The organism is Marivirga harenae, assembly GCF_030534335.1.
Lineage (GTDB): Bacteria > Bacteroidota > Bacteroidia > Cytophagales > Cyclobacteriaceae > Marivirga > Marivirga harenae.
The window spans coordinates 3,137,383-3,160,657 of sequence record NZ_CP130565.1; the positions used below are offsets into that span (position 1 = coordinate 3,137,383).

22 protein-coding genes are annotated in these 23,275 nt (G+C 34.8%); 12 read left to right on the forward strand and 10 right to left on the reverse strand.

Annotation, left to right across the window (positions count from 1 at the left end; genetic code table 11):
- Nucleotides 1-6: 6 nt before the first annotated feature.
- Genes Q3Y49_RS13395 through Q3Y49_RS13405 form a run of 3 tightly spaced genes read right to left on the reverse strand, consistent with a single transcriptional unit; the run spans nucleotide 7 to nucleotide 3,480 of the window.
- Complete coding sequence (locus tag Q3Y49_RS13395) at nucleotides 7-705, reverse strand: pseudouridine synthase (RefSeq protein ID WP_303268843.1); 699 nt, start codon at nucleotides 703-705, stop codon at nucleotides 7-9.
- Nucleotides 698-1,810 (reverse strand): MBL fold metallo-hydrolase, encoded by a 1,113-nt coding sequence (locus tag Q3Y49_RS13400; protein ID WP_303268844.1) that lies wholly within the window; start codon nucleotides 1,808-1,810, stop codon nucleotides 698-700. Before Q3Y49_RS13400 ends, Q3Y49_RS13395 begins: the two co-directional genes overlap by 8 nt.
- A gap of 44 nt (nucleotides 1,811-1,854) precedes the next feature.
- Nucleotides 1,855-3,480, reverse strand: coding sequence for an ABC-F family ATP-binding cassette domain-containing protein (locus Q3Y49_RS13405; protein WP_303268845.1), 1,626 nt, complete (start codon nucleotides 3,478-3,480; stop codon nucleotides 1,855-1,857).
- 201 nt (nucleotides 3,481-3,681) lie between these two features.
- On the opposite strand from Q3Y49_RS13405, the gene Q3Y49_RS13410 reads away from it, so the two are divergent.
- From Q3Y49_RS13410 to Q3Y49_RS13440, 7 genes are all read left to right on the forward strand, one after another.
- Nucleotides 3,682-6,612 carry a hypothetical protein gene (locus tag Q3Y49_RS13410; protein ID WP_303268846.1) on the forward strand — a complete coding sequence of 977 codons (2,931 nt, stop codon included), beginning with the start codon at nucleotides 3,682-3,684 and terminating at the stop codon, nucleotides 6,610-6,612.
- Entirely contained in the window at nucleotides 6,609-7,724 is a 1,116-nt protein-coding gene (locus Q3Y49_RS13415) for a mechanosensitive ion channel family protein (RefSeq protein WP_303268847.1), read from the forward strand. Before Q3Y49_RS13410 ends, Q3Y49_RS13415 begins: the two co-directional genes overlap by 4 nt.
- A 65-nt stretch (nucleotides 7,725-7,789) precedes the next feature.
- Nucleotides 7,790-9,787, forward strand: a complete 1,998-nt coding sequence (locus tag Q3Y49_RS13420) for an OmpA family protein (RefSeq protein WP_303268848.1) — start codon at nucleotides 7,790-7,792, stop codon at nucleotides 9,785-9,787.
- Nucleotides 9,788-9,930: 143 nt separating this feature from the next.
- Nucleotides 9,931-10,524, forward strand: coding sequence for an acetyltransferase (locus tag Q3Y49_RS13425; RefSeq protein ID WP_303268849.1), 594 nt, complete (start codon nucleotides 9,931-9,933; stop codon nucleotides 10,522-10,524).
- Nucleotides 10,525-10,533: 9 nt separating this feature from the next.
- On the forward strand, nucleotides 10,534-11,163 hold the full coding sequence (locus Q3Y49_RS13430; protein ID WP_303268850.1) for a NeuD/PglB/VioB family sugar acetyltransferase: 630 nt from the start codon (nucleotides 10,534-10,536) through the stop codon (nucleotides 11,161-11,163).
- Nucleotides 11,160-11,684 carry an exosortase family protein XrtF gene (xrtF, locus tag Q3Y49_RS13435; RefSeq protein ID WP_303268851.1) on the forward strand — a complete coding sequence of 175 codons (525 nt, stop codon included), beginning with the start codon at nucleotides 11,160-11,162 and terminating at the stop codon, nucleotides 11,682-11,684. Before Q3Y49_RS13430 ends, xrtF begins: the two co-directional genes overlap by 4 nt.
- Entirely contained in the window at nucleotides 11,674-12,090 is a 417-nt protein-coding gene (locus Q3Y49_RS13440; RefSeq protein WP_303268852.1) for an exosortase F system-associated membrane protein, read from the forward strand. Before xrtF ends, Q3Y49_RS13440 begins: the two co-directional genes overlap by 11 nt.
- 178 nt (nucleotides 12,091-12,268) lie before the next feature.
- Here the strand turns inward: Q3Y49_RS13440 and Q3Y49_RS13445 are convergent, their stop codons facing one another.
- From Q3Y49_RS13445 to Q3Y49_RS13455, 3 genes are all read right to left on the reverse strand, one after another.
- The gene (locus Q3Y49_RS13445; protein ID WP_303268853.1) at nucleotides 12,269-12,490 is read right to left on the reverse strand and encodes a DUF3820 family protein; all 222 of its coding nucleotides are present in this window, start codon (nucleotides 12,488-12,490) and stop codon (nucleotides 12,269-12,271) included.
- Entirely contained in the window at nucleotides 12,490-13,380 is an 891-nt protein-coding gene (locus tag Q3Y49_RS13450) for a 3-hydroxybutyryl-CoA dehydrogenase (RefSeq protein ID WP_303268854.1), read from the reverse strand. Before Q3Y49_RS13450 ends, Q3Y49_RS13445 begins: the two co-directional genes overlap by 1 nt.
- A gap of 258 nt (nucleotides 13,381-13,638) precedes the next feature.
- Complete coding sequence (locus Q3Y49_RS13455) at nucleotides 13,639-14,448, reverse strand: thioredoxin domain-containing protein (RefSeq protein ID WP_303268855.1); 810 nt, start codon at nucleotides 14,446-14,448, stop codon at nucleotides 13,639-13,641.
- A 104-nt stretch (nucleotides 14,449-14,552) separates the two neighbouring features.
- Here Q3Y49_RS13455 and Q3Y49_RS13460 point away from each other — a divergent pair, with 104 nt between their 5' ends.
- Together Q3Y49_RS13460 and Q3Y49_RS13465 are read left to right on the forward strand one after the other, a co-directional pair.
- Nucleotides 14,553-15,437, forward strand: coding sequence for a bile acid:sodium symporter family protein (locus Q3Y49_RS13460; RefSeq protein WP_303268856.1), 885 nt, complete (start codon nucleotides 14,553-14,555; stop codon nucleotides 15,435-15,437).
- A gap of 95 nt (nucleotides 15,438-15,532) precedes the next feature.
- Complete coding sequence (locus tag Q3Y49_RS13465; RefSeq protein WP_303268857.1) at nucleotides 15,533-16,921, forward strand: sodium-dependent transporter; 1,389 nt, start codon at nucleotides 15,533-15,535, stop codon at nucleotides 16,919-16,921.
- A 99-nt stretch (nucleotides 16,922-17,020) separates the two neighbouring features.
- Here the strand turns inward: Q3Y49_RS13465 and Q3Y49_RS13470 are convergent, their stop codons facing one another.
- Entirely contained in the window at nucleotides 17,021-17,488 is a 468-nt protein-coding gene (locus tag Q3Y49_RS13470) for a nuclear transport factor 2 family protein (protein ID WP_303268858.1), read from the reverse strand.
- 158 nt (nucleotides 17,489-17,646) lie between these two features.
- A complete protein-coding gene (locus Q3Y49_RS13475) occupies nucleotides 17,647-18,201 on the reverse strand; it encodes a VOC family protein (RefSeq protein WP_367892451.1) in 555 nt (184 codons plus the stop codon).
- Nucleotides 18,202-18,443: 242 nt separating this feature from the next.
- Here Q3Y49_RS13475 and Q3Y49_RS13480 point away from each other — a divergent pair, with 242 nt between their 5' ends.
- Entirely contained in the window at nucleotides 18,444-18,827 is a 384-nt protein-coding gene (locus tag Q3Y49_RS13480; RefSeq protein ID WP_303268860.1) for a hypothetical protein, read from the forward strand.
- Nucleotides 18,828-18,893: 66 nt separating this feature from the next.
- Here the strand turns inward: Q3Y49_RS13480 and Q3Y49_RS13485 are convergent, their stop codons facing one another.
- Both Q3Y49_RS13485 and Q3Y49_RS13490 read right to left on the reverse strand, forming a co-directional pair.
- Complete coding sequence (locus Q3Y49_RS13485) at nucleotides 18,894-20,528, reverse strand: S8 family serine peptidase (RefSeq protein ID WP_303268861.1); 1,635 nt, start codon at nucleotides 20,526-20,528, stop codon at nucleotides 18,894-18,896.
- A gap of 120 nt (nucleotides 20,529-20,648) precedes the next feature.
- On the reverse strand, nucleotides 20,649-21,752 hold the full coding sequence (locus Q3Y49_RS13490; RefSeq protein WP_303268863.1) for a DUF1573 domain-containing protein: 1,104 nt from the start codon (nucleotides 21,750-21,752) through the stop codon (nucleotides 20,649-20,651).
- Nucleotides 21,753-21,873: 121 nt separating this feature from the next.
- Here Q3Y49_RS13490 and Q3Y49_RS13495 point away from each other — a divergent pair, with 121 nt between their 5' ends.
- Complete coding sequence (locus Q3Y49_RS13495; protein ID WP_303268864.1) at nucleotides 21,874-22,260, forward strand: DoxX family protein; 387 nt, start codon at nucleotides 21,874-21,876, stop codon at nucleotides 22,258-22,260.
- A 1-nt stretch (nucleotide 22,261) separates the two neighbouring features.
- Nucleotides 22,262-23,230, forward strand: a complete 969-nt coding sequence (gene trpS, locus Q3Y49_RS13500; protein ID WP_303268865.1) for a tryptophan--tRNA ligase — start codon at nucleotides 22,262-22,264, stop codon at nucleotides 23,228-23,230.
- Nucleotides 23,231-23,275 lie beyond the last annotated feature (45 nt).

Below are 23,275 nucleotides of genomic sequence, written 5' to 3' on the forward strand. Positions count from 1 at the left end.
TTATTTCTATTTCAAATCAAAATTAAGAAAGCCTAAGGTTCTGTCAAATTCCGAAGAAATATTTGCTTTTATATGTACAACATCACCGCTTACAGGATGTTTAAACTTGACTTCCTTGGCATGTAAAAGCATGCTATCCATGCTCCATTTTTCCTTGAATAATTTGTTCTGTTTATTGCACCCGTGGGGTCGATCCGCTATTATGGGATGATCAATATGAGCTAAATGCTTTCTAATTTGATGCATTCTTCCAGTTTTGGGCTCAACTTCTAACAAAGAATAGCGAGAAGTTTCAAATTTTCCTAATGGAACATTGATTTCAGTTTGTGCTAAGGTTTGATAATGGGTAGTAGCTTCTTGAACTTGGCCGTTTTCTTTTCTCAATGGATAATCAATTGTACCTTCTGAATCCGTAAATCCTCTTACAATGGCCCAATATGTTTTTTCAATTTTCTGATTCCTAAATACAGCAGTCAAACTGGAATTTACTTCTTCGCTTAGTGCAAACAGGAGTATCCCTGAGGTTTTTCGATCTATCCGATGAACAGGATAAACCTTTTGACCAATTTGGTCTCTCAGGAGTTGCAATGCAAATAAATCCGTCTCGGTAGCTATTTTTGTGCGATGAACCAACAAGCCATGCGGCTTATTGATTGCAATTATATGCTCGTCTCTATATATTACTTCCAGGGATGTCTCACTCACCACTTATCTCCTTCGAATATTTCTTCCACCAAGCATTATCACTATCATCATCTACTCTAAACCATTTACCTTGAGGATGGCTTAGTAAGGGGATTTGCCTCTCAATGGATATGTTTTCCAATTCCAAAATCGGTTCAAACCAACTGTGCAATGCCAAATCAAAAGTTCCCCAATGAATTGGAAATAATTTTTCAGCCCTCATTTGTTGAAAAGCATCAACAGCCTCTTTAGCATCCATATGAATATCGTGCCAAGCATCATTGTACGCTCCGATGGGCATAATTGCTAAGTCAAACGGTCCTAGTTTCTCATCAATTTCTTTGAAGCCATCAAAAATGCCAGTATCCCCTCCAAAATAAATGTTTTCTCCCTCCATTTCAATCACCCACGAGGCCCAAAAAGTGTTGTTTTGACTAAATAATCGGCCACTAAAATGACGTGCTGGAGTGGCAGTGATACTAATTCCATTCTCGGTATGAGTATCCCACCAACTAAACTCTTTTATTTTTTCTGAAGGTACTCCCCAGTATTCTAAACTAGCGCCTACGCCAGTAGGTACGTAAAAGTATTTGGTCTTAGCCGTAATCTTTGTGATGGTCTCATAATCCAAATGGTCATAGTGGTCGTGGGAAATCACTACAGCTTCTAATTCCGGAAGATTTTCAGCTGATATTGGTGGGGCACTGAATCTTTTTGGACCCATAAACTGGAAAGGCGAAGCTCTTTCGCCCAGCATTGGGTCTGCCAGTACATACTTTCCATTTTTGTAAAACAACATTGCAGCATGTCCTAACCAATTCACTTGTAAAATACTGTCGTTTTCTAGCTTATTTGTTTCAGTAAAAATGTAGTCAGTGTTAGGGTTTGTCTCCACGTCTCTTTTAAAGTAATTCCTTACTATTTGTGGAACCTGACTAAACTCAGCACTTTTAGTTTGTACCGAGTTAATAAACTTCCCTTTAAAATAGTAAGGAGACTGAGCCATTTCCTCCGAATTTGGAGCTTTACCGACAGAAGGGACAAAATATTTTACCATATAATAACCTAAAAAGAAAAAGGCTACTACGATTAGTAAGCCTTTTATGATTTTTAAAAATGTTTTCATTTATCCTATTAAACTGAAAAATGAATTTAAAGTTCTAGTGCAGCTTAAGCAGTCACTTTGCCGTATAGTTCAGCTCTTTGTTCCTGGATTCTATCATCGTCCATATACTGGTCGTAAGTTTTTAAACTGTCGATAGCCCCGTTAGGTGTAAGCTCTAAAATCCTATTTGCCACTGAATTGGTAAACTCGTGATCATGCGATGTAAAGATAACAGTACCAGGAAAATCCTTAAGGCCATTGTTAAAAGCCTGAATAGACTCCAAATCAAGGTGGTTGGTAGGTTCATCTAACATCAATAGATTACCACCTGTAAGCATCATTTTTGAAACCATACATCTGACTTTTTCTCCTCCAGACAATACATTCACGGATTTGAAAGTCTCTTCTCCAGTAAATAACATCTTACCCAAGAACCCACGGATGTAAACTTCATCTTTTTCATCTGAATAGTTTCTCAACCAATCGATTAGGTTTTCATTGCCTTGGAAATACTCATCATTATGATTTGGTAGATAGGCGGTCGTGATGGTTTGTCCAAATTTGAAACTACCTGAATCAGCTTGCATATTGCCGTTCAAAATTTCAAATAAGGCAGTGGTCGCCAAACTGTTCTTACTTAAAACAGAAATTTTATCACCTTTATTCACAAATAAATCTAAATCCTTAATCAAGACTTTATCTTCTACGGATTTATTCAATTTCTCTATTTGTAAAATTTGGTCTCCTGCCTCTCTTTTTTGATTAAAAATAATGGCCGGATATCTACGAGTAGAGGGTTTTATATCTTCTACATTGATTTTGTCTAATAATTTTCTTCTACTTGTAGCCTGCTTCGATTTAGAGGCATTGGCACTAAATCGAGCAATAAATTCTTGTAATTCTTTCTTTTTTTCTTCCGCCTTTTTGTTAGCTGATGACTTCTGGGATAATGCTAATTGACTAGATTGATACCAAAATGAATAATTACCAGAGAACATATTGATTTGACTGAAGTCAATATCTACTATATGCGTACAAACGGTATCTAAAAAGTGTCTGTCGTGAGAAACTACAATTACAGTATTTTTAAAATCTAATAAGAAATCCTCTAGCCAGGCAATGGTGTAAATATCTAAATCATTAGTAGGCTCATCGAGAATCAGAACGTCAGGATTACCGAATAGAGCTTGTGCTAAAAGTACTCGTACTTTATAATTACCTGTAATGTCTTTTAATAATTTATAGTGATGCTCTTCCTCTATGCCTAGTCCGCTCAAAAGTGCCGCAGCATCGGATTCAGCATTCCAACCATCCATTTCAGCAAATTCTTCCTCCAATTCTGATACCTTGATACCATCTGCTTCGGAAAAATCAGGCTTGCTGTATAGTTCTTCTTTGGCTTTGATGTTGTTCCACAATTTATCGTGTCCCATCATCACTGTATTCAACACAGAGTGCTCATTAAATTCATTATGGTTTTGCTTTAGGACAGCCATTCTTTTGCCCGTGTCTAAGCTTACAGAACCTTTGGTAGGGTTTACTTCTCCAGAGAGAATTTTGAGGAAAGTGGATTTTCCTGCTCCATTGGCACCAATTACACCATAGCAGTTTCCTTGTGTAAATTTGATATTTACTTCATCAAATAAAACTCTTTTTCCAAATTGGAGGGTTAAATTACTGGTATTAATCATAGCATTTTTTCAATCAGAGCGCAAAGGTAAGGATATTCATTGAGAGTGGTAAGCTTTAGTAGAGAGTTATTTAAGAAAAAATACAATATGATAATCTTGAAATGGAATTGGAGCTACAAACAAGTTCCATCTTGTTTCTTTGTTACAGTATTGATTATTTACTAAAATGCACTAAATTTAAAAGCGTTTATTAATTAATTAATGGAAGAAAATCAGGAACAGCTTGCTTCTCAATGGCATTCATTTTTACAAGATTATTTTCAAAAGCTTATTCAGGAAAAAAAGGATTTTATTATTAGCCATCTTGAATTTGTAAAAGAGAAAAAGCCAACTCAGTCTGAAAGTATAAGTTTTAAGGAAACTGATGAGTATAAACAAGCAATTTTTGAATATATCAAAAACACCATCGCTGAACGACCTCACTTAGAGCAGGCAAACTTTGAGAACCTTCACGGATCTTTGATCGAAGAATTTAAAAATAATTTAATCAACCTTCCTGACATTATTATTAAACACCAACAGGCAGCAAGATTTCATATTCAGGAACAAGATGGATTTAGCTTAAAATTTAGAAAGGTTTTTAAGATTTTCTTTTTTAGAATGGGAAAGCTACCGCAGCATTTCACCAATCTTTTTAGGAAGAATAAAAAGCCTATTGTTTTTTGGAAGCATCAAATTAAGGCAAAGACCTTATTTCAGAGACATTTTCTCAACGGTTTTCAGCAAACTTTTAATGAGATTAGTCAAGAAATATTAAGAGAATTTACAGCTTCTTTAGATCGGCTTAGAGCGTATGAAGATCTTCCCGTTGATAAAAATCAGCAAGATTTCCAGACAGAAGGAATTGGCTTTAATGAGGATTTTTTTAAAAGGGTTAAACTAAATATCAATGAAAAGTACGTTCAGTTATGTGAGATTTATGATTCAGAATTTGAGATAGCAGGAACAATTGAATTAAATGATAAATTACTAACAGCAAAGCGCCTAGAAAAAGAGTATCATCAATATAATAAAAAGTTCTCTAAAGGGGTTCACAAATGGAATAATACAATTTACGCGCTTTTCGAAGATTGGCGCTCCGAGTTGGAATTATCTGCTTTACAATCATTCATACAAGAAAGTATTGAAGGCTTAAATTTAAATGTAGCTGAATGGAATAAACAATTGCAGAACAATTATATCCACCCAATCGAACAATTTTTGGCCGAAGCTCAAGCTACATTTCATGAGCATGGGAAAACAGAGGAGAATATAGCTAAAAAGATAACTCAAGTAAAGTATATCACAAATAAGCAGTTAGACAAAGGCTTGATTCAAAAGATGCAAGAGAGTTTATCTAAAAACACGTTCCTCAACGAGTTAGATAGATTAGAATATCTGGTAAGCGATCGTATAGAAAAGCTTGGAACTGAGTATGTAGTAACCAAATCTAATCAGTTTGATGGGCCTTTGGATGATAGTGAATTGTCCTGTATTTCTAATTATGAATTATTATCATTTGAGATTGAACCTAAATTAAGTGATAAACTAGAAACTTTGAAAAGTGTTATTTTTCAGAAGATGGGTAATTTACTTGTTAAGGTGGGTGATATTGATGAGATTGTACAATATGTATTGAGCACAGCTTCCAATTCGTTAGATGCAGAAGCCGATGAGAATGAAGCAAGAAATATTATTGTTGATGGGTTCGAACGAGCTGAAAATACAGCTAAAGAAGTAGGCGCTGATTTTCAAGAGATTATCAAGAATGCACAGATAGAATTAAATGAAATGAGTGCAGAATTGATTCAAGAACTCCAAAAATTAAAGGCAAATGAAAACGTATCTGCTGTAAAATTAAGAATCAGCAAAGCGAAGGCTATTCAAAAATCTGAGGCAATTACACAGCAGGCTTTAGATTTCACAATACGTTATTATAATATTCTCAAGGAATTTGCCTTAAGGTATTACCAAAGGGCTTGGGAGTTAAAGGTAGCATTATCAAAGCGCTTTTTATCTGCAACAATCGAAAATGAACCTAATCGTGCCGTTTCTGACTTTTTAAATGAATCTAATCAAGTCATTGAGGGCTTGCCAGTTATCTACAAGAAGTTGTATGCAATTGAACCATTGACCGACATGGTTCTTTTTGAAGGGAGGGAGAGTGAGATTGAAAAAATATCAAAAGCCTATTCTGCATGGATAAATGGCAAGTATGCTTCCGTGCTGATCACCGCTGAAAAATGGAGCGGAATGACCTCTCTAATAAACTATGCAGTGAAAAATATTAAATTCAATATTGTTCCAATACGCATAGAGCTGAAATTTAATGACCCCGATCCGCAAGTTTTATTTAATAGTTTATCTGAGCAATTGGAGGACGGATTGACAGACAAACAGGCAATTATCGACTATCTAAATGCAGGTAAAAAGCGTATCATAATTTTTGAGAATTTGCAGAAATTATTTTTGAGAAAACTGCACGGGCAGAAATCTTTGGTCGAATTTGTTGATATAATGACAGCCACTCAGAAAAATGTATTCTGGATTGGCTCCATGTCTATTTATACTTTTGAATATTTGGAAAGGTCTTTAAAAATGAGTGCATTTTTTAGTTATCATGTCCCATTGGAGCCTCTAGAAGACGATGAAATAAGTCAATTGATAATTAAAAGAAATAGAATTAGCGGCTTCAAAATTAAATTTGAGGCTTTGGAAAAAGATGCAAATGACAAGAAGTTTAAAAAGCTTGATGATCGCGAGAAGCAACAGTACTTAAAAGATCGATTTTTCAAAGATTTAAATAATTTTGCCAAAAGTAATATCAGTATGGCATTAATGTTCTGGTTACTATCCACCAAAAATGTCGATGATCAAACCATCATTATCAGAAGCTTCAAAAAACCTGACTTTAGCTTTTTATCCTCCTTAAAAAGCGATCGGGTATTTATTGTACAAGCTTTGATTATGCATGATGGACTAAATGTAGATCAACTTGCAATCGTGTTGTCGTACAGCAAAACCAAAGCGAAATTCCTACTTATAGAACTATTAGAGGATGGAGTTTTGATAGAGAAAGGAGGCCAATTTTTGGTGAACCCAATTATTTACAGAAATACTGTTCAACTACTTAAATCAAAAAATCTATTATGAAAACTGGACAGGTAAAATGGATTCTCTGCTTTCTTCTTGCGTTTTTTCTTTTAAATATTAGTCAGGCGCAAGACAGTACGGAAGTTAGCAAGGACAGTATTTTTGAAGGGAAAGATCCAATTGTTTCAAGCATACCAGAAATTAGGATCGATTCAATTCAAAGTCCTGAAGTTAAAGTTGATTCCAATAAACTAGTAAAGGAAATAGGCAAAAAAGGAACCAATAATAAATATTCAGAGCCGATCTCTTCAATTAAGAAAGATGCTGTAGCTGATACACTAGTTGTAAAGACGGCTAGTGGTTCGGAAGAGGGTGGGATAGACGACAATAAAATACAAGAGTTGACAAACTTGGTTTCTAGTGGAAATATATTCTATACCATTGTATTTCTGCTATTTGGTTTTGTTTTTATTCGAATCCTTACTTATATCCTAAATGCCTTAGCGGAACGCAGCACCAAATACCGAATTGCCTTTAAAGGCTCAATCCCAATTGTTAAAATCGTGGGTTGGATGATCGTACTGATTTTAATAATTGTAGTTATTTACAAACCATCAGTCGCATCAATGCTAGCCGTGTCCGCTTCTATCGGAGTTGCTATAGGTTTTGCTTCACAAGATATTTTAAAGAATATATTTGGTGGAATTGTCATTCTTTTAGATCGACCATTTGTCTCTGGGGATAAAATAGAGGTGGACAAATACTATGGTGAAGTGGTTGAAATAGGTTTGCGATCAACACGAATAATTACACCAGATGATTCTTTAGTTTCAGTTCCGAATGCAGTGATGATGAACAGTTCTCTATCCAATTCCAATGCTGGAGAGCCGAACTGCCAGGTAGTGGCTGAAATTTATTTGCCACTGACAATTGATACGATTAAAACGAGAGAAATTGCCACACAAGCAGCCACAGTGTCTAAATATATTTATTTGGGAAAGTCGATTACTGTACTTTTCCTGAATGAAGTGAATAATACCAATTCATTTTATAAAATGAGAGTTAAGGCGTACGTGATGGATATTCGTGATGAGTTCCGATTTAAAAGTGATATGACAGAATTAATTATTACAGAATTAGTGAAAGAAGGCATTCTCGATGGCAAATTTTAAAAAGTAATAGTAGATGCTTTCTGAAAATGCATATATTTCGATTAATTTGTATAAAATAGCGACTCATGCATAAAGTTCTATCAGTCCTTCTAGCCATTATTACAAGCAACCTATGTTGGGCACAGCAAGAAATACCTAAAAGCTTAGGTTCCAACGTTAACTCATCATATCAAGAAACAAAGCCCGTGATTTCACCTGATGGTAATACCTTGTTTTTTGCGAGACAGAATTACCCTGAGAATTATTCAGGTTCTAAAGATCCTCAAGATATATATATTGCTCAGCGGCAAAATGGATCTTGGTCGGAGGCTCGAAATATTGGAGAGCCCTTGAATGATAAATATCCTAATGGAGTAAGTTCAGTTACGCCTGATGGTAATACTTTGCTGGTTATTAACGGCTATAATGAGTATGGAGACGTGCTGGATGGTGCTTCTATATCTTATAGAAAAGGTGGACGATGGCAATATCCTCAGATGATTTACATTCAAGAATTTTATAATTTAAATGAATATATTGATTATTACCTATCCAATAATGAAAGAACCCTTTTATTAGCAATTGAAACGGAAGAAAGCTTTGGTGATCAAGATTTATTCGTCAGTTTTAGAATTGATGAAAGGAATTGGTCTAAGCCTGTAAATTTGGGTGGACAAATTAATACCACATCTCCAGAATTCTCCCCATTTCTCGCAGCTGATAATAAAACACTATTTTTTTCCTCTTATGGTCACAACGGATATGGCGATGCTGATATTTTCTATTCCAAAAGATTGGATGACAGCTGGCAGAACTGGTCAAAACCCGAAAACTTGGGTGCGGATGTAAATTCCAAAGAATTTGAAGCGTATTATACAATTGATGCTGCTGGAGAAAACGCTTATTTTGTAACTACTAAGGGTAGTATAGCGGGTTCTAAGGATATTTATGAAATGATACTTCCTTACAAATTTAGACCTGACCCTGTCTTGATTTTAAAAGGGGAGGTACTTAACGCTTCAAATGGTGATAATTTAGAAGCTCAAATTGAATTTGTTAATACTAATAATTATGAGAAGAAGGAGGATGTCATTTCCGATGCAGAAACTGGGTTTTCTCACATTTTAGAAAGTGGTACTCTCTATCAGTATGTAGCTGTAAAAAAAGGATATATTGGAATCCTGCAATATCAAGATTTAACTAAATTAACTGAGTACTTCGAAAAGGAGCAGAAGTTAGGAATGCTTCCTGTTGCAGTGGGCTCTGAGATTCCTGTTCATCACATTACTTTCGTGAGTAACGCTGATATCTTCAGATCTGATGCGTATTTTGAATTAGATAGGTTTGCATCTTTGTTACAAAGCTATCGTCAAATGCAAATTGAAATCACAGGACATACTAACCAATTACCATTAGCTGCAGAAAATGATAGGTTAGCTTATAATAGAGCTAAAGCTGTGAGTGAATACTTTGAAAAGAAAAATATTCATCCCGATAGATTGAGAATAAAAGGTGCTGGAGAAAAAAAATCTTTCTATTCAATTACAGATTTAGCCTTAAAAAATGGAATTGCACTAGAAGATCGGATTACCATAAAAATAATTAGTATGAATTGGGAAAAACCGAAACCAAAAGATACTGACCAAGATGGTATTATTGACACCGAAGATGATTGCCCAACATTAGCAGGAGTTGCTGAAAATAAGGGGTGCCCTGAAATTACTGAAGAAACAAAGGAAGTACTCAAGGAAGCCTTGGAAGGAATTGAATTCGAGTTGGCCTCTGATGTAATAAGAGAACAATCCCTGCCGATTTTGGATAAAGTCGTAACTGTAATGAGAGAAAACCCTGATTACAAATTGAAAATTTCCGGACATACAGATAATCAAGGAAATGATGATGCCAATTTGTTACTGTCCCATAAGAGAGCACAAGCCACTAAGAGGTATTTAATGGATCATGGTATTGCTATTTTAAGATTAGATGCTGTAGGATATGGAGAAATGCAACCAGTAGAAAGTAATGACACAGCTGAGGGCAGAAGAAAAAATAGGAGAGTTGAATTTGAGATTGTATTTGATTAGTGCAAGTCGCTTAATTCCCCTTAAGGGATACTTTATTTAGTACAATGAAGGTACTTCTTTGTTATTAGTCGTTAAATAATATATTATCATAACTATTTATGTAGTTAATTTTAAAACCGATTATTACTAAAAACTTATTGTAAATGTATTTATTTGGGGCAAGTGGACATGCAAAAGTAATTGTGGATATTCTTTTATCACAAGAGGTTCAGGTTATTGGGTTTTATGATGAAGATGAAACCAAAAAGGAACTTTGGGGGATTCCTGTGCTCGGTAAAACGATTGAATTTAAAGGAGCTATCGAAGAATGTATCGTATCAATAGGCCAAAATAGTACCCGTAAAAAAGTAGTTGATCAATTAAAAAATGCTGAGTTTGGTACTGCAATTCATAAAACTTGCAATATTGGCTCGCATGTTGAAATTGGAGAGGGAACGGTTATTATGGCAGGGGCTATAATTAATGCGGATACTAAAATTGCAGAGCATGTGATTATCAACACTTCGGCAAGTGTTGACCATGATTGTAAAATTGGAAGTTTTGCTCATATTGCACCAAATGCTTCCCTATGCGGTGGCGTAGAGGTAGGAGAAGGGACATTAATAGGGGCTGGAGCGACTGTTATTCCTCTAATAAAAGTAGGTAAGTGGTGCACAATAGGAGCTGGGGCAGTTGTTGTGGAAGACATTCCTGATCACTCGGTTGTGGTAGGAAATCCAGCAAGAAGAGTTAAATAAACATTATAGATGACGGAGATCGCAATTTTTGGATCAGGTGGCTTTGGCAGGGAAGTGAATTTGATAGTCCAGCAATTAATAAAAAAGGGCTATCCGTATCATTTTTTGGGCTTTTTTGATGATCAAAATAAATCAGAAGAATTTGGTGATTTGTATTTAGGTAATACTGAAAAGCTTAATAATTGGGAGAGACCCATTTCAGTTGCTGTAGCAATTGGAGATGGTAAAACTAGAAAGAAGGTAGTGCAGAAAATAACGAATCCTAAAGTTGAGTTTTCAAGAGTGATATCTCCATATGCTATATTCAATGATCTTATTCATATTGGAAAAGGTAGTATTATTTGTGCTGGTGCTAACCTGACCACGAATATTAAAATTGGGGATTATGTGGTAGTGAATTTGAATGCCACAATTGGACATGATTGCCAGTTAGGCAATTATAGTTCTTTGATGCCTGCTTCCAATTTAGCTGGAGATGTAAAATTAGGAGAATGTGCTTTTGTTGGTAGTGGTGCTAATGTTCTGAATGGTTTGGGAATGGGTGAAAATTCTGTTTTGGGGTCTGGTGGTGTGCTAACAAAAAACCTGGAAGCTAATAAAACAGCGATTGGGATTCCAGCAAAAATTAAGGATCAGTGAGTTTATATCAGGATTTTAAGCCATCAATTCTCTTTCTAGCCAAGTTCATTGGCTTATATATCATCTTGAATGTTATCTATGGCTTCTATTTGGACGCTGCTGAAGGAAAAGCTGATATTATGACGCAGTGGGTAACGGAACAAACTGCAGCAATCATTAATCTTTATGAAGTGGAAATTTCTACTGGTCCAAAAGAAGATTTAAAAAGCATTTATATTTTTAAGGCCGATAGAGCCGTTTTATCAGTTTATGAAGGATGCAACGGGCTGAATGTAATGGTAATTTTTGTTGCTTTTCTCTTTGCTTATGGAAATGTTGGTAACAAAATGTTGTGGTTTATTCCCTTAGGATTACTGGTCATTCATATATTTAATCTTCTACGGATTCTGTTATTATTTCATGTTACAATATCAATGCCTGATTTCCTTTATTTCAGTCATAAGTATTTATTTACTGCATTTATTTATGTTGCAGTTTTTGGTATGTGGGCACTTTGGATTTTTAAAGTAAATGAAAAGTAAAGACTGGCTGGAACCAGATAGGACGCTTAGAGTAGCACTTATAATTATAAGTTTAACCGCTTTAGCTATTGTCTTTATAGGGCAACGTTTTGATTATAGTTTATTATTTTCTGAATCTTTGAATTCAAAATATCAGTTTATTGTCAATAGAACAATTAGGTTTTTGATCAATGATAATTTGGTTCTTTTATTGATTTATGGCTTATTTTATAATAAAAAGTATGTGAAATTTGGCTTGATGGTTGAAGCAGTAGGTTTTTTCTTCTTGTTGATACCCTATTTCATTTTACGATTTAACACCGCCATAGATCATATGTATATCAGTTTTATCCATCGATTGATTATAAATCCTACTTTGATGGTGCTTTTAATCCCGGCCATCTATATTCAGCGTACAAAAAATTAAGTGCTAAGAGTATAAAGGTTTTTATAGAGTTGGAGAAAGATATATCTATTTGACTTTTGTCACTTACATATGTTTACAATCCCTAAAAATCTCAGTTATGAAAGAGTTTTTAAAGTCTTTCATTCTAAAAGTACTTAGCTAAAACAGTGTGTTTTTAGTATAATTTTGTGGTTATGGTTTACCTCTTTAGCGGTTGAAGTAAGTCTTCCAATCCATTAGTTTTTATTACCCATAATGTTTCCATTTGCATTCCTAATTTTCCAGACGGGAAGCCATCTTTTCTTTTGAACCATTCCAGATAGGAGACTGGCAGATTACAAAGTAAAGTGCCCTTATATTTTCCAAAGGGCATCTTTACTCTGACTAAATCTTTTAGAATTTCAGGATTTAATCCTTCCATTATTTTTTGAAGGTATTGGCTACTACCAAGTCTTTGGTTCCATGACTATAGTTATAAAAACCTTCGCCCGATTTAGCTCCCATTTTTCCAGCCTGTACCATATTGATTAGTAGCGGACACGGTCTATATTTAGGGTCGCCTAGGCCATCGTGCAATACATTTAAAATACTCAAGCAAACATCCAATCCAATGAAATCAGCTAACTGCAATGGACCCATAGGATGTGCCATCCCTAATTTCATTACAGAATCAATTTCTTTTACGCCCGCTACACCTTCAAATAAACTGAAAATAGCTTCATTAATCATCGGCATCAAGATTCTGTTAGCAATGAATCCAGGGTAGTCATTTACTTCCTCAGGAATCTTGCCTAGTTTCTTAGACATCTCCATGATTCTATTTGTTACTTCATCGGAAGTCGAGTATCCACGGATAATCTCAACTAATTTCATCACTGGAACTGGATTCATAAAATGCATGCCAATCACTTTTTCTGGTCTATTGGTAACAGAAGCAATTTTTGTGATTGAAATGGAACTGGTGTTAGAAGCTAATATAGTTTTAGCATCACAAACCTCATCTAATTCCTTAAAGATTTTTAGTTTTAAATCAGTATTTTCAGTGGCAGCTTCAACAACCAAATCTGCATTTTTAGCTCCTTTTGATACTTCTGTGAAAGTAGTAATGTTATTTAATGTTTCTGTTTTTTTGGCTTCGTCTATTATTTCTTTTTTGACTTGTCGGTCTAAATTTTTACCAATAGTTGCCATTCCTTTTTCTAGAGCGGCTTCATTGATATCTATTAACGAAACTTTAAAACCATTCTGAGCAAATACATGCGCAATGCCATTGCCCATAGTTCCAGAACCAATTACTGCTATATTTTCCATAGTATATTTTAATTTTTTAAGCTGTGGCAAAGATATAAAATATGCCTTGCCGAAATAACCTGCTTATTGAAAAGATGTTAAATAATTTCTGTAAAAAACAATCCTGTCAGTAACCCTATTTTAAAGATTTTTAATTAATCTTAATTTAGTGTTTGAATAAAACCAATTAGTTTATTGATTGGTACTGAAATTAAAAAAGCCTGATAACTTAATTATTATCAGGCCATTTCATTGTATCATTCGTTAATTCAAAGCTTATTATTCTTCTAACTGAGATAAATATTCTTCCGATGTAATAAGTGATTTTGCTTCTTCAAAAGCTTTTTTATCACCTTCGCACTTGAAGCAATATGCCTTAATAAATTGTTTCATATCTGCTAATTCTTCATTTTGGTTGATTTCGATTTTATCTACTTTTCTAACGGCTCTATTATATCTTCCTAAATATGCATCATTCAATAGCATTTTCATTTCAGCTAATGCAATGTTTTCATTACTGTCACTGTTTTTTGTAATTTCTTTGTAATAATTATCGCTTAGTGCAAAGAAACCTCTTTTCAAATCTTCACTGTTTTCCATAGCTAATTCCAAGTAGCTGTCTCCAATAGAAAAATAAGCTTCATCATTGAAGTCTTCACTTAAAGTCAACAATTTTGTGTTAATGCCATTTAAACTTTCCGGTAAGTTTTTTAGTATCTTTTCATAAGGTGCTGAATGACTGTAGCCTGTTTGTTCCCAAACAATCTCACCAGAGGCAGTAACTAAAACGACATGAGGAATTGACCTGACATTGTAGGATCTCGCTAATTCCTTTTCTCTGTCGATATCAATTTTTAAAGGCACGAAATTTTCAGATAATGCCTTAAATTCTTCAGTGTTCCACATGTCACTGTCCATTTTTCGGCATGGTCCGCACCATGTGGCCCAGAAATCCATTAGAATTAATTGGTCTTTTTCCGTTGCAATTGCCTTTGCAATTTTTTCGTTATTTAACCAGCTCACTTGAGAATATGATGTAGAACTTATACATATTATAAGCGTAATAAATAGGGTTGAAAATTTTTTCATGATTTTTAATTTATTTAATTCAAACTATAAGTTAAGTAGCATAAATTTTTTATCCAAATATTATCTGAATACAATGCTTCTTAATTAGGTTCAATAAGCTTTTTATGCAACAATCTTTTGTCGATTTTATTATGCCATTTACCATTGCCCTGATTATGCTGGGGATTGGATTGGAATTAAAATTTAAAGATTTCCATAGAGTCTTTATCCAACCAAAAGCGGTCATCTCAGGAGTAATTAGTCAAATGCTTATAATGCCTTTGATCGCCTTGTTAATGGTCTATTTTTGGCCAATTGAACCTATTTATAAAGTAGGTCTTATGTTATTAGCTGCTTGTCCAGGAGGTACGGCTTCAAATCTAGTGACGAAGATATTGGGTGGGAGAGTAGCACTTTCTATTTCTATGACTGCTTTCAATAGCTTTATTATTCTTTTTACGATTCCAGCAATTTTGCAATTAAGTTTTTTCTTGTTTTTGGGAAAGGAGCAGACTATTGAATTGAATTTTTGGGAGACGACTGCCACGGTATTTTATACGGTCATTATTCCAGCATCTCTAGGTGTGCTAATTAATGAGTTTACGTCAGAAAATTTCACTAAACCATTGAAAAAGCCATTAAAGATTATTTTGCCTGCATTATTAATAATTGCACTTTTGGCAGTCATATTTTTGGATGAGGATAACAAGGAAATAGATTATTTTAGCCATTTAAATCTTATTATTCCATTACTCTTATTTAATGTGATTACAATGCTGATTGGTTACAGAATCGGCAAGTTCATTGGCTTAAGTCATGAGTCAAATTTTACTATTGCTATTGAGTTAGGTTTACAAAATAGTGTGCTAGCATTATTTATCGCCAATCAAGTTGTGGGAAATGCGGATATAAGCACAATGGCTATTCTATACAGTAGTTTTTCATTTATCTCAACTTTTGGCATCGCTTATTTAATGAAAAACCAATTAATACCTGGTTTCAAAAGCTAAATTTTATCCATTCATAACAATTTCTTCACATCAGTAAGTAATTCATATTGCGCTATTGGATTAATCCTATATGTTTACGACCTAAAAATTAATTCATGGCATCAAGAGGAGGTTTTTCTAACCGTTTAGGTTTTATAGCAGCTGCAGCAGGTTCTGCAGTAGGTTTAGGTAACATTTGGAAGTTTCCGTATGAAGTAGGAGAAAATGGAGGAGCTGCATTTTTAGTTATTTATTTAGCTTGTGCATTTTTAATATGCCTACCTATAATGTTGGCTGAAACAGCGATTGGTAGAAATACAAGATTAAACCCGTTCGGAGCATTCAATAAAATTGGAAATCGAAAGTGGGGTCTAGTTGGTTTGCTAGGAGTTTTGTCTGGTATTATGATTCTTAGCTTTTACAATGTAGTAGCAGGTTGGGCTTTTGGTTATTTTATTCAGATTGGTTTTGGCGGTCTACTAAGTAAAGGTGTAAACTATGGCGAATATTTTGGTGGATTTGTTTCGGATATCTGGGATAATCTTCTTTACTCAATAGGATTTATGGTTTTAACCGCCTTGATTGTGGCCGGTGGTGTACAAAAAGGAATTGAAAGGTGGACAAAGATCCTGATGCCATTATTAATTGCAATGATCTTAGGTTTAATTTCTTATGGATTGACTCTAGATGGTGCAATGGACGGATTATCCTTTTACCTCGTCCCTGATTTTGGAGAGATCAACGCCAATACTTTTTACACTGCCTTAGCGCAAGCTTTTTTCTCACTATCGCTAGGTATGGGCGCATTGATTACTTACGGTTCTTATGTAGGTAAAGATGATAGTATAGTAGGAGCTGCTGCTTTGATTACCATTGCAGATATTTCTATTGCTTTTTTAGCGGGATTAATGATCTTCCCATTAGTGTTTAGCCAACCAAGCATTGAAGCTAATGCGGGGCCTGGACTTGTTTTTGTAGCCTTGCCGGGAATATTTGAAACAATGGGGGGCATTGGACCATTTATTGGAGCTTCTTTCTTTTTACTTTTATGTTTTGCGGCACTAACTTCTACTGTATCTTTATTAGAGGTACCAGTTGCATTTGTTACAGATCAATTTAAAACCAATCGTAAACAAACCGTTTACTTGGTAGCAACATTTATTTTCTTTGTAGGATTGCCAACTATGCTTTCACAAGGGGCTTCAGAATTTTTTACCAACTTCACTTATTATGGAGGGGCAGATAAAGATTTCTTTACAGTAATTGAAAATGTCTTTTCTGATTTAGCACTTCCTTTAGGTGGCTTCTTTATTGCGATATTTGCAGGATGGTCTTGGAAAAACAAAGGATTTCAAAAAGAGCTTTATTTTGGCAATGCAACTTTGGAAGGCACCTTTTTAGAGAAGATGATTTTATTCATGGTACGATTTATATCTCCATTTGTAGTAGGGGCAATTTTTATAATAAGCGTTTTACAGATATTCTTTGGAATTAGCCTGTTTTGATGCTTATCAATAATTGCTTTTCTAAAGTATCTTCAAGCAGTTTTTAATTCATTAAAAAATAAAATAGCACTGAGGATTTTCCTTGGTGCTATTTTGTTATTAAGCCGGATTTTTTTCAATAAATCTGTCTAGTTTTTTATTTACAGTTTTTCGAATCTTCTTTTTCATAAAAGGAGTCCAGCCCAATAGATAGCCTGTGGCTCCAAATGCTTGTTGGGTCCACTTCCACATATCAAAGGTGTCTATATGTTCAATTATTTTTCCGTCTTTGAATTTAAATTCGGCCTTTACTTTATTAATGACTTTCCTTTTCCCATAATAATACTCAGCTTCCCATTTAGCCATTCCTATTTCAGTGGTGGCTTCAATGCCAGAAAAAGTGAATCTCGTGTTTTCAGTGTTTTTTGAAAGTAGCATCTCCCACATTTTATTGGCTCTTTTTCCTTCCAATAACCCAAAAACTGGATCTTGAAAGCTAATGGTTTCGTGATAACATGCTACCATTTCATTACTATCTCCAGCAGACAAAGCGGTATAAAATTTATGAATTTGGTCCCTATTGCTCATCCTTCCTGTAAATTATATACATTTTAATTTTTTTCGTTATAGTCGCAATCTTCTAATCACATATGGAAAATAGCAATTACAATTTTCATGTTCTTGTGAAATTCATCAAGTGTGAATTATAGTTTGAAGGAACTGAAATGATCAATTGAATTTACTGTTTATTTGGTAGTTTTACCACCCATTTCAGTAAAAACACTATCAATAGGTTCCCATAGTTCAATCTTGTTTCCTTCTCCATCCATTATGTGAACAAATTTTCCATAATCAAAGGATTCTATACTGTCAAGGATCGTCACCCCATTATCTTTAAGTTTTTTCACAAGTCCCTCGATATTTTGAACTCTATAATTGATCATGAATTCTTTCTTAGATGGAGAAAAATATTCACTTCCATTTTTGAATGGACTCCATTGCAAATAGTTTATCTCTTCTGGCCTATTTGCGTTCCTGAATTCAAAGCTTGAACCCCATTCATTAGTTTCAAGCCCTAAGTTGTCGGAGTACCACTTCTTAGTTTTTTCTGGATTTTCAGAAAAGAAGAAAATCCCTCCAATTCCTGTCACTTTTGGTGTGGTGTCTCCTCGTAAAAGTGAAGAGCCTGAGTGTTCGTTTTGCTGTGCCATATCATTTGATTTATTATTATCAGTATTACAACTGCTAACTGTTGTCAGAATAAAGAATATTATTGAAGAAGTACTTATCTTTTGCTGCATGAGATGTTTCTAGCGTTTATTATCAATTTAAGCATATTTTCTATATAAATATTTTTAATGTATTAAGTTTTTACTCTGATGATTGAATATGCTTTAGTATTGTAGAGGGTAGAACGCCAATATGTTCCCCCAGCTAGATTGATACCAAATTTGCATTATCCTGTTGAGACTTTCGTGAAGTGTGTATTTTCCAACCATCTACATCAAAACTGGGTCTTAAAGACGATTAAGACTATTTTATTATGAAATCATTCACTGGATTTTTTTTTCTTTTGTTTTGTATTTGCTCCTGTGACTTTCATGAGACCCAAACTTCAAGAGATTGTATTTATTCTGCAATAGTTGTCGATCTAACTGGTATGGATGGTTGTGGATTTGTTTTTCAGTTAGACAATGGTGATTACCTTGAGCCTGTTTGGAGATGGGGCTGGTGTGGAACTCCTCCATTGCCAGAAGGCGCAACTGAAGATCCATTATGGAACTTTGATTACGTAGATGGCCAGCGGGTTCGTTTGGGATTTGAAACGGCAGAGGAAGGTGGAAGCATCTGTATGGTTGGGGAGCAAGTGTATGTCACATGTCTAGAAGTAATAGGAGAAGAAGCTGTCAGTGTTCGTATTGAATAAGAGATTCAAAGGTCCTTCAGAAGGGCCTGTAGAATGGGATTTCACAACATTAGAGCTTCTCGTCTGTCAATTCTTGATTATCTTTTTGGATTGAATAAGTTGATTGTCCTTACCTATTATGTTGACAATATATAAACCGACTGGGAAATCAGAAATATTAATTGTCAATACTTCTAAATTGGAATCAGTTTTTTTATTGTAAAATTCGGTACCTCTTAAATCAGTTACTCTTATTTCCTCATAATCACTTGAACTCTCAAGTTGTATGAAGTTAGTTGTTGGGTTTGGAAAAATTTTTAAGCTTTTTTCATTTAATGGATCAGAGACAGATAATACCTCATCTTGTAAAGCTACATGTGCATTGATTCGTCCATAGCCATAATAAATATCAAAACCTGCTTTATCCTCAAGAAAACTTCCGACTTGATCCTCCGCACTATTTCGGATTATTTTCCTAATAGTATTTGGTGTTCTGCTTTGGTCTTGTGATAATAGCAAAGAAACTAAGCCAGTAACCAATGGTGTTGCTTGTGAAGTACCACCCCAATAAGTATCATAATTGGTGTCAGATGTATGGCTCAAGCCATATATGTAATTACCTGGAGCAACCACATCAATATGATTACCAAAATTACTTCCGCTAGATGGACTCCAGAAAAATGGTGAACTCCGTTCGTCATTTGCATTTGTTGAGCCTACGGCAATCGTGCTTGAATAGCCTGCTGGATAGTAGGTAACATCATTATTTTCGTTCATCATGCATGCTACAACCGTAACACCTTGATTGTAAGCGTATTCTATCGCCTCTTGCATTGATGCTGAAAAGCCAGAGCCTCCTACAGACATATTAATTACATCTGCGCCATTATCAACGGCATAATAAATCGCTTCAGTCCACCAAGAATACAAACCAGAATTGTTTGCGTCTAGAATTTTGCAAGTCATAAGCTTTGCAAATTTATCAACTCCTGCATATCCAATTTCATTATGACCGGCAGCGATAATTCCGCTTACATTGGTTCCATGACCGTGATCATCATAGGGGTCATTATCTTCATTTACAAAATCCCACCCATGCAGATCATCCGTATATCCATTATTGTCGTTGTCAGCCCCATCCATGGTGTCATTAGGATTGCTCCATATTCTTCCGTTAAATTCAGGATGATTCATTCTAAGTCCGGCATCAAGTACAGCAACAGTAATTGAAGAACTTCCCTTTTCTATTTCCCAAGCTAGTTCCATATCAATATCTGCATCTTGAACTGACGGAGATAATTGAAAGGAGCCATCATTAAATAGCCCATATTGTCGCGAAAAATACGGGTCATCTGTTGGCGATGACATTCCTCGTTGTCCCCCGCCTGTGCCAATAAAGTTTGGTTCCACGTATTCAAATAAGTCCGTATTTTCGTAAATATTGATCAATTGATCAATGTTCTTAGTGGATTTAAATTTTAATAGATAAGTATCTTTTTTTTCCTTATTACCAATTAGATTCAATTGATCAAAATCTTGTACACTATTAATTGAATCCAAAAGCTTAATCCCAAATTTCTGATTTATTAGACGATTGTTTGGACTTGTATTTGAGCTCGGTTTTAATTTTACAATTATTTCGTCCGGGGAGTAGTTTTTGACTTCTTGTGAGAAACTCATTTCTACACATAAGAACGATAATAAGATTGATAGGATTCTCATTTTCAATTATTTAAAAGTTGACGACATGAAGCTAATATAACAAATCCTAATCAAATTATGTGCCGTGTTTAGATTTGTAAAAAATTACAAATGATAAATTAGACACAAATCAAATCTCTATCAATTATCCCTGACATAAGCCTTAATAATCAAATCTTGAGTTGGAGCGGTTGGATCGTTAGAAAACAACGTTATTCTTTTGATCTGAGTGCCTCTTCTTCCTTTGGAATCATAGGTAATGCTTATTTCACCTGATTCATTTGGTCCATAATCCATTTTGGATAATTCTGAAACTGTGCAACCACAAGTGGTTTTGGTTTTTCGAATGTTTAAGGAGTCTTTCCCAGTATTAGTAAATTTAAAACTATGGGTCATTTTTTCCCCCTCGTTAATATGTCCAAAGTCGTATTCTTGCGTTTCAAATACAATATGAGGTGCATTAGCCAGTTCTTCCTCAGTCATGGGAGGAAAGTATTCATTAATGGTGGCTATCACATTTATGGCTTTATTGCTATTCTCTAACTCATCAGTAAAAAGTGTCAAAGGATCATTCATAAAGCCTAAATCAGCCCTTGATTTAGGAAGGTAGTTGATTTCAATTTCAGTGGTTTCCTTAGGTGGAACTATCGCAGGTAGTTTGGTTACTTTGATGAAATCAGCGGAAACAAATCTATCCAAAACCTTAATAGTATCTTCAGTTTGGTTATAGATTTCAATTTGCTTACTTATTGGTTTTTCTGTGGTGATATTTCCAAAGTTAATAAACTTACTTTTTAACCTGATGCCTCCGATTTCAGTACTATATTCATCTTCTATAGTTTTGGGTCTGGGTTGTACATATCCTGCAATCCGCAAGATTTTAGTTTCTGGCTCTCCTGAAGTTCTGATTGTTACCGTTTTGTCAAATTTACCGGGTCTGTTTAACGGGTTGTAGGCAACTTCGATTTTACCTGTATCCCCGGGCATTAAAGCATTTTTCTCCCAAAATGGAGTAGTACAACCACATGAAGCCCTTACAGATGTTAATTTTATAGAATCGGTCCCATCATTTACGAATTTGAAACTATACTCGGCAATCCCTCCTGTTTCTTCTATAGTTCCAAAGTCGTGCTTATCTTCTAGAAATGTGATTTTAGCGGTATTATTTTGTGCAAATACTGTAATGTGGATAAAAAATAGAAAAACAATCGCAGGTGAACTTTTAAGCAAATGAATATTCTTCATAAATTCGTTTTTTGTTATTAACGAAGATAAGCAAATCTTCTTTTTTGAAATCTACAATTCTCAATGAATTTTGTATTTCCTAATAAATGTAGAACAATTCATGAATTTCATTTAAAAAATTATGCCATTTAAAAATACAAGTCTGTTAATATTGCGTCTTGCAGGTGGATTGATGATGCTTACCCATGGTTATCCAAAGTTTATGAAATTACTAAGTGGGGATTTCAGCTTTGCAGATCCTATTGGTTTGGGGGAAGAGGTCAGTCTGTTTGCAACTGTTTTTGCAGAATTTATTTGTTCGATTTTAGTAGTTTTAGGGCTTTACACCCGTTTGGCGAGTGTACCCGTTTTATTCACCATGTTGATTGCCGCTTTAGTAGTCCATAGTGGTGATCCGTTCGGAAAGCAGGAGTTAGGACTACTATATGCAGCAGTTTTTTCTGTTACGGCTTTGAACGGAGGAGGGAATTATAGTTTAGATAAAATCATCAGAAAGAAAAATTTATAAAATGTCACGAATCTTAACGGGTATTCAAAGCTCAGGAAAACCACATTTGGGTAATTTACTAGGCGCTATCATTCCAGCTATTAAATTATCTCAAGATGCAAAAAATGAAAGCTTCTTTTTTATTGCGGATTTACATTCACTAACTACTATTAAAGATGCGGATGTTCGCCAAGATAACGTTAATGCTGTAGCTGCCTCTTGGTTGGCTTTTGGTTTTGATACGGATAAAAATTTATTTTACAGACAGTCGAAAGTTCCACAAGTCACGGAATTGAATTGGTATATGAGCTGTTATACACCTTTTCCTATGTTGGCCAACGCACATTCCTTCAAGGATAAATCGGACCGGTTGGCAGATGTAAATGCTGGGCTATTTACTTATCCTGTATTGATGGCCTGTGATATTATTCTTTATGATGCGGATATTGTGCCTGTTGGTAAAGATCAAAAGCAACATTTGGAAATGACTCGTGATATTGCAAGTGCTTTTAACCATCGTTATGGTGATATTTTCGTATTGCCCGAGGCTAGAATCGATGAGCAAATTATGACCATCCCTGGAACAGACGGACAGAAAATGAGCAAGTCGTATGGTAATACCATAGATATTTTCCAAACGGATAAGAAGCTCCGTAAAAATGTAATGCAAATTATTACGGACAGTACGCCTATGGAAGAACCAAAAAATCCTGATACTTGCAATGTCTTTAATATTTATAAATTATTAGCTTCAGAAGCTCAGATTGCTGAAATGCGACAAAACTATGAAGCTGGGAACTATGGTTATGGTCATGCCAAACAAGCTCTATATGAATTGATAGTTGAAAAATTTGTTAAAGAAAGAGCACTCTTCAATCATTATATGGAGAATTTAGATGAGCTCCATAAAAAATTAGAAAAGGGAGAAGAAAAAGCAACTGAAATTGCTACGAAAACTATTGGGAGGGTGCGTAAGGTGTTAGGATATTGAATGAATAAGCACGGGTAGACATCTTAGCATTTTGAATTTCAAGTA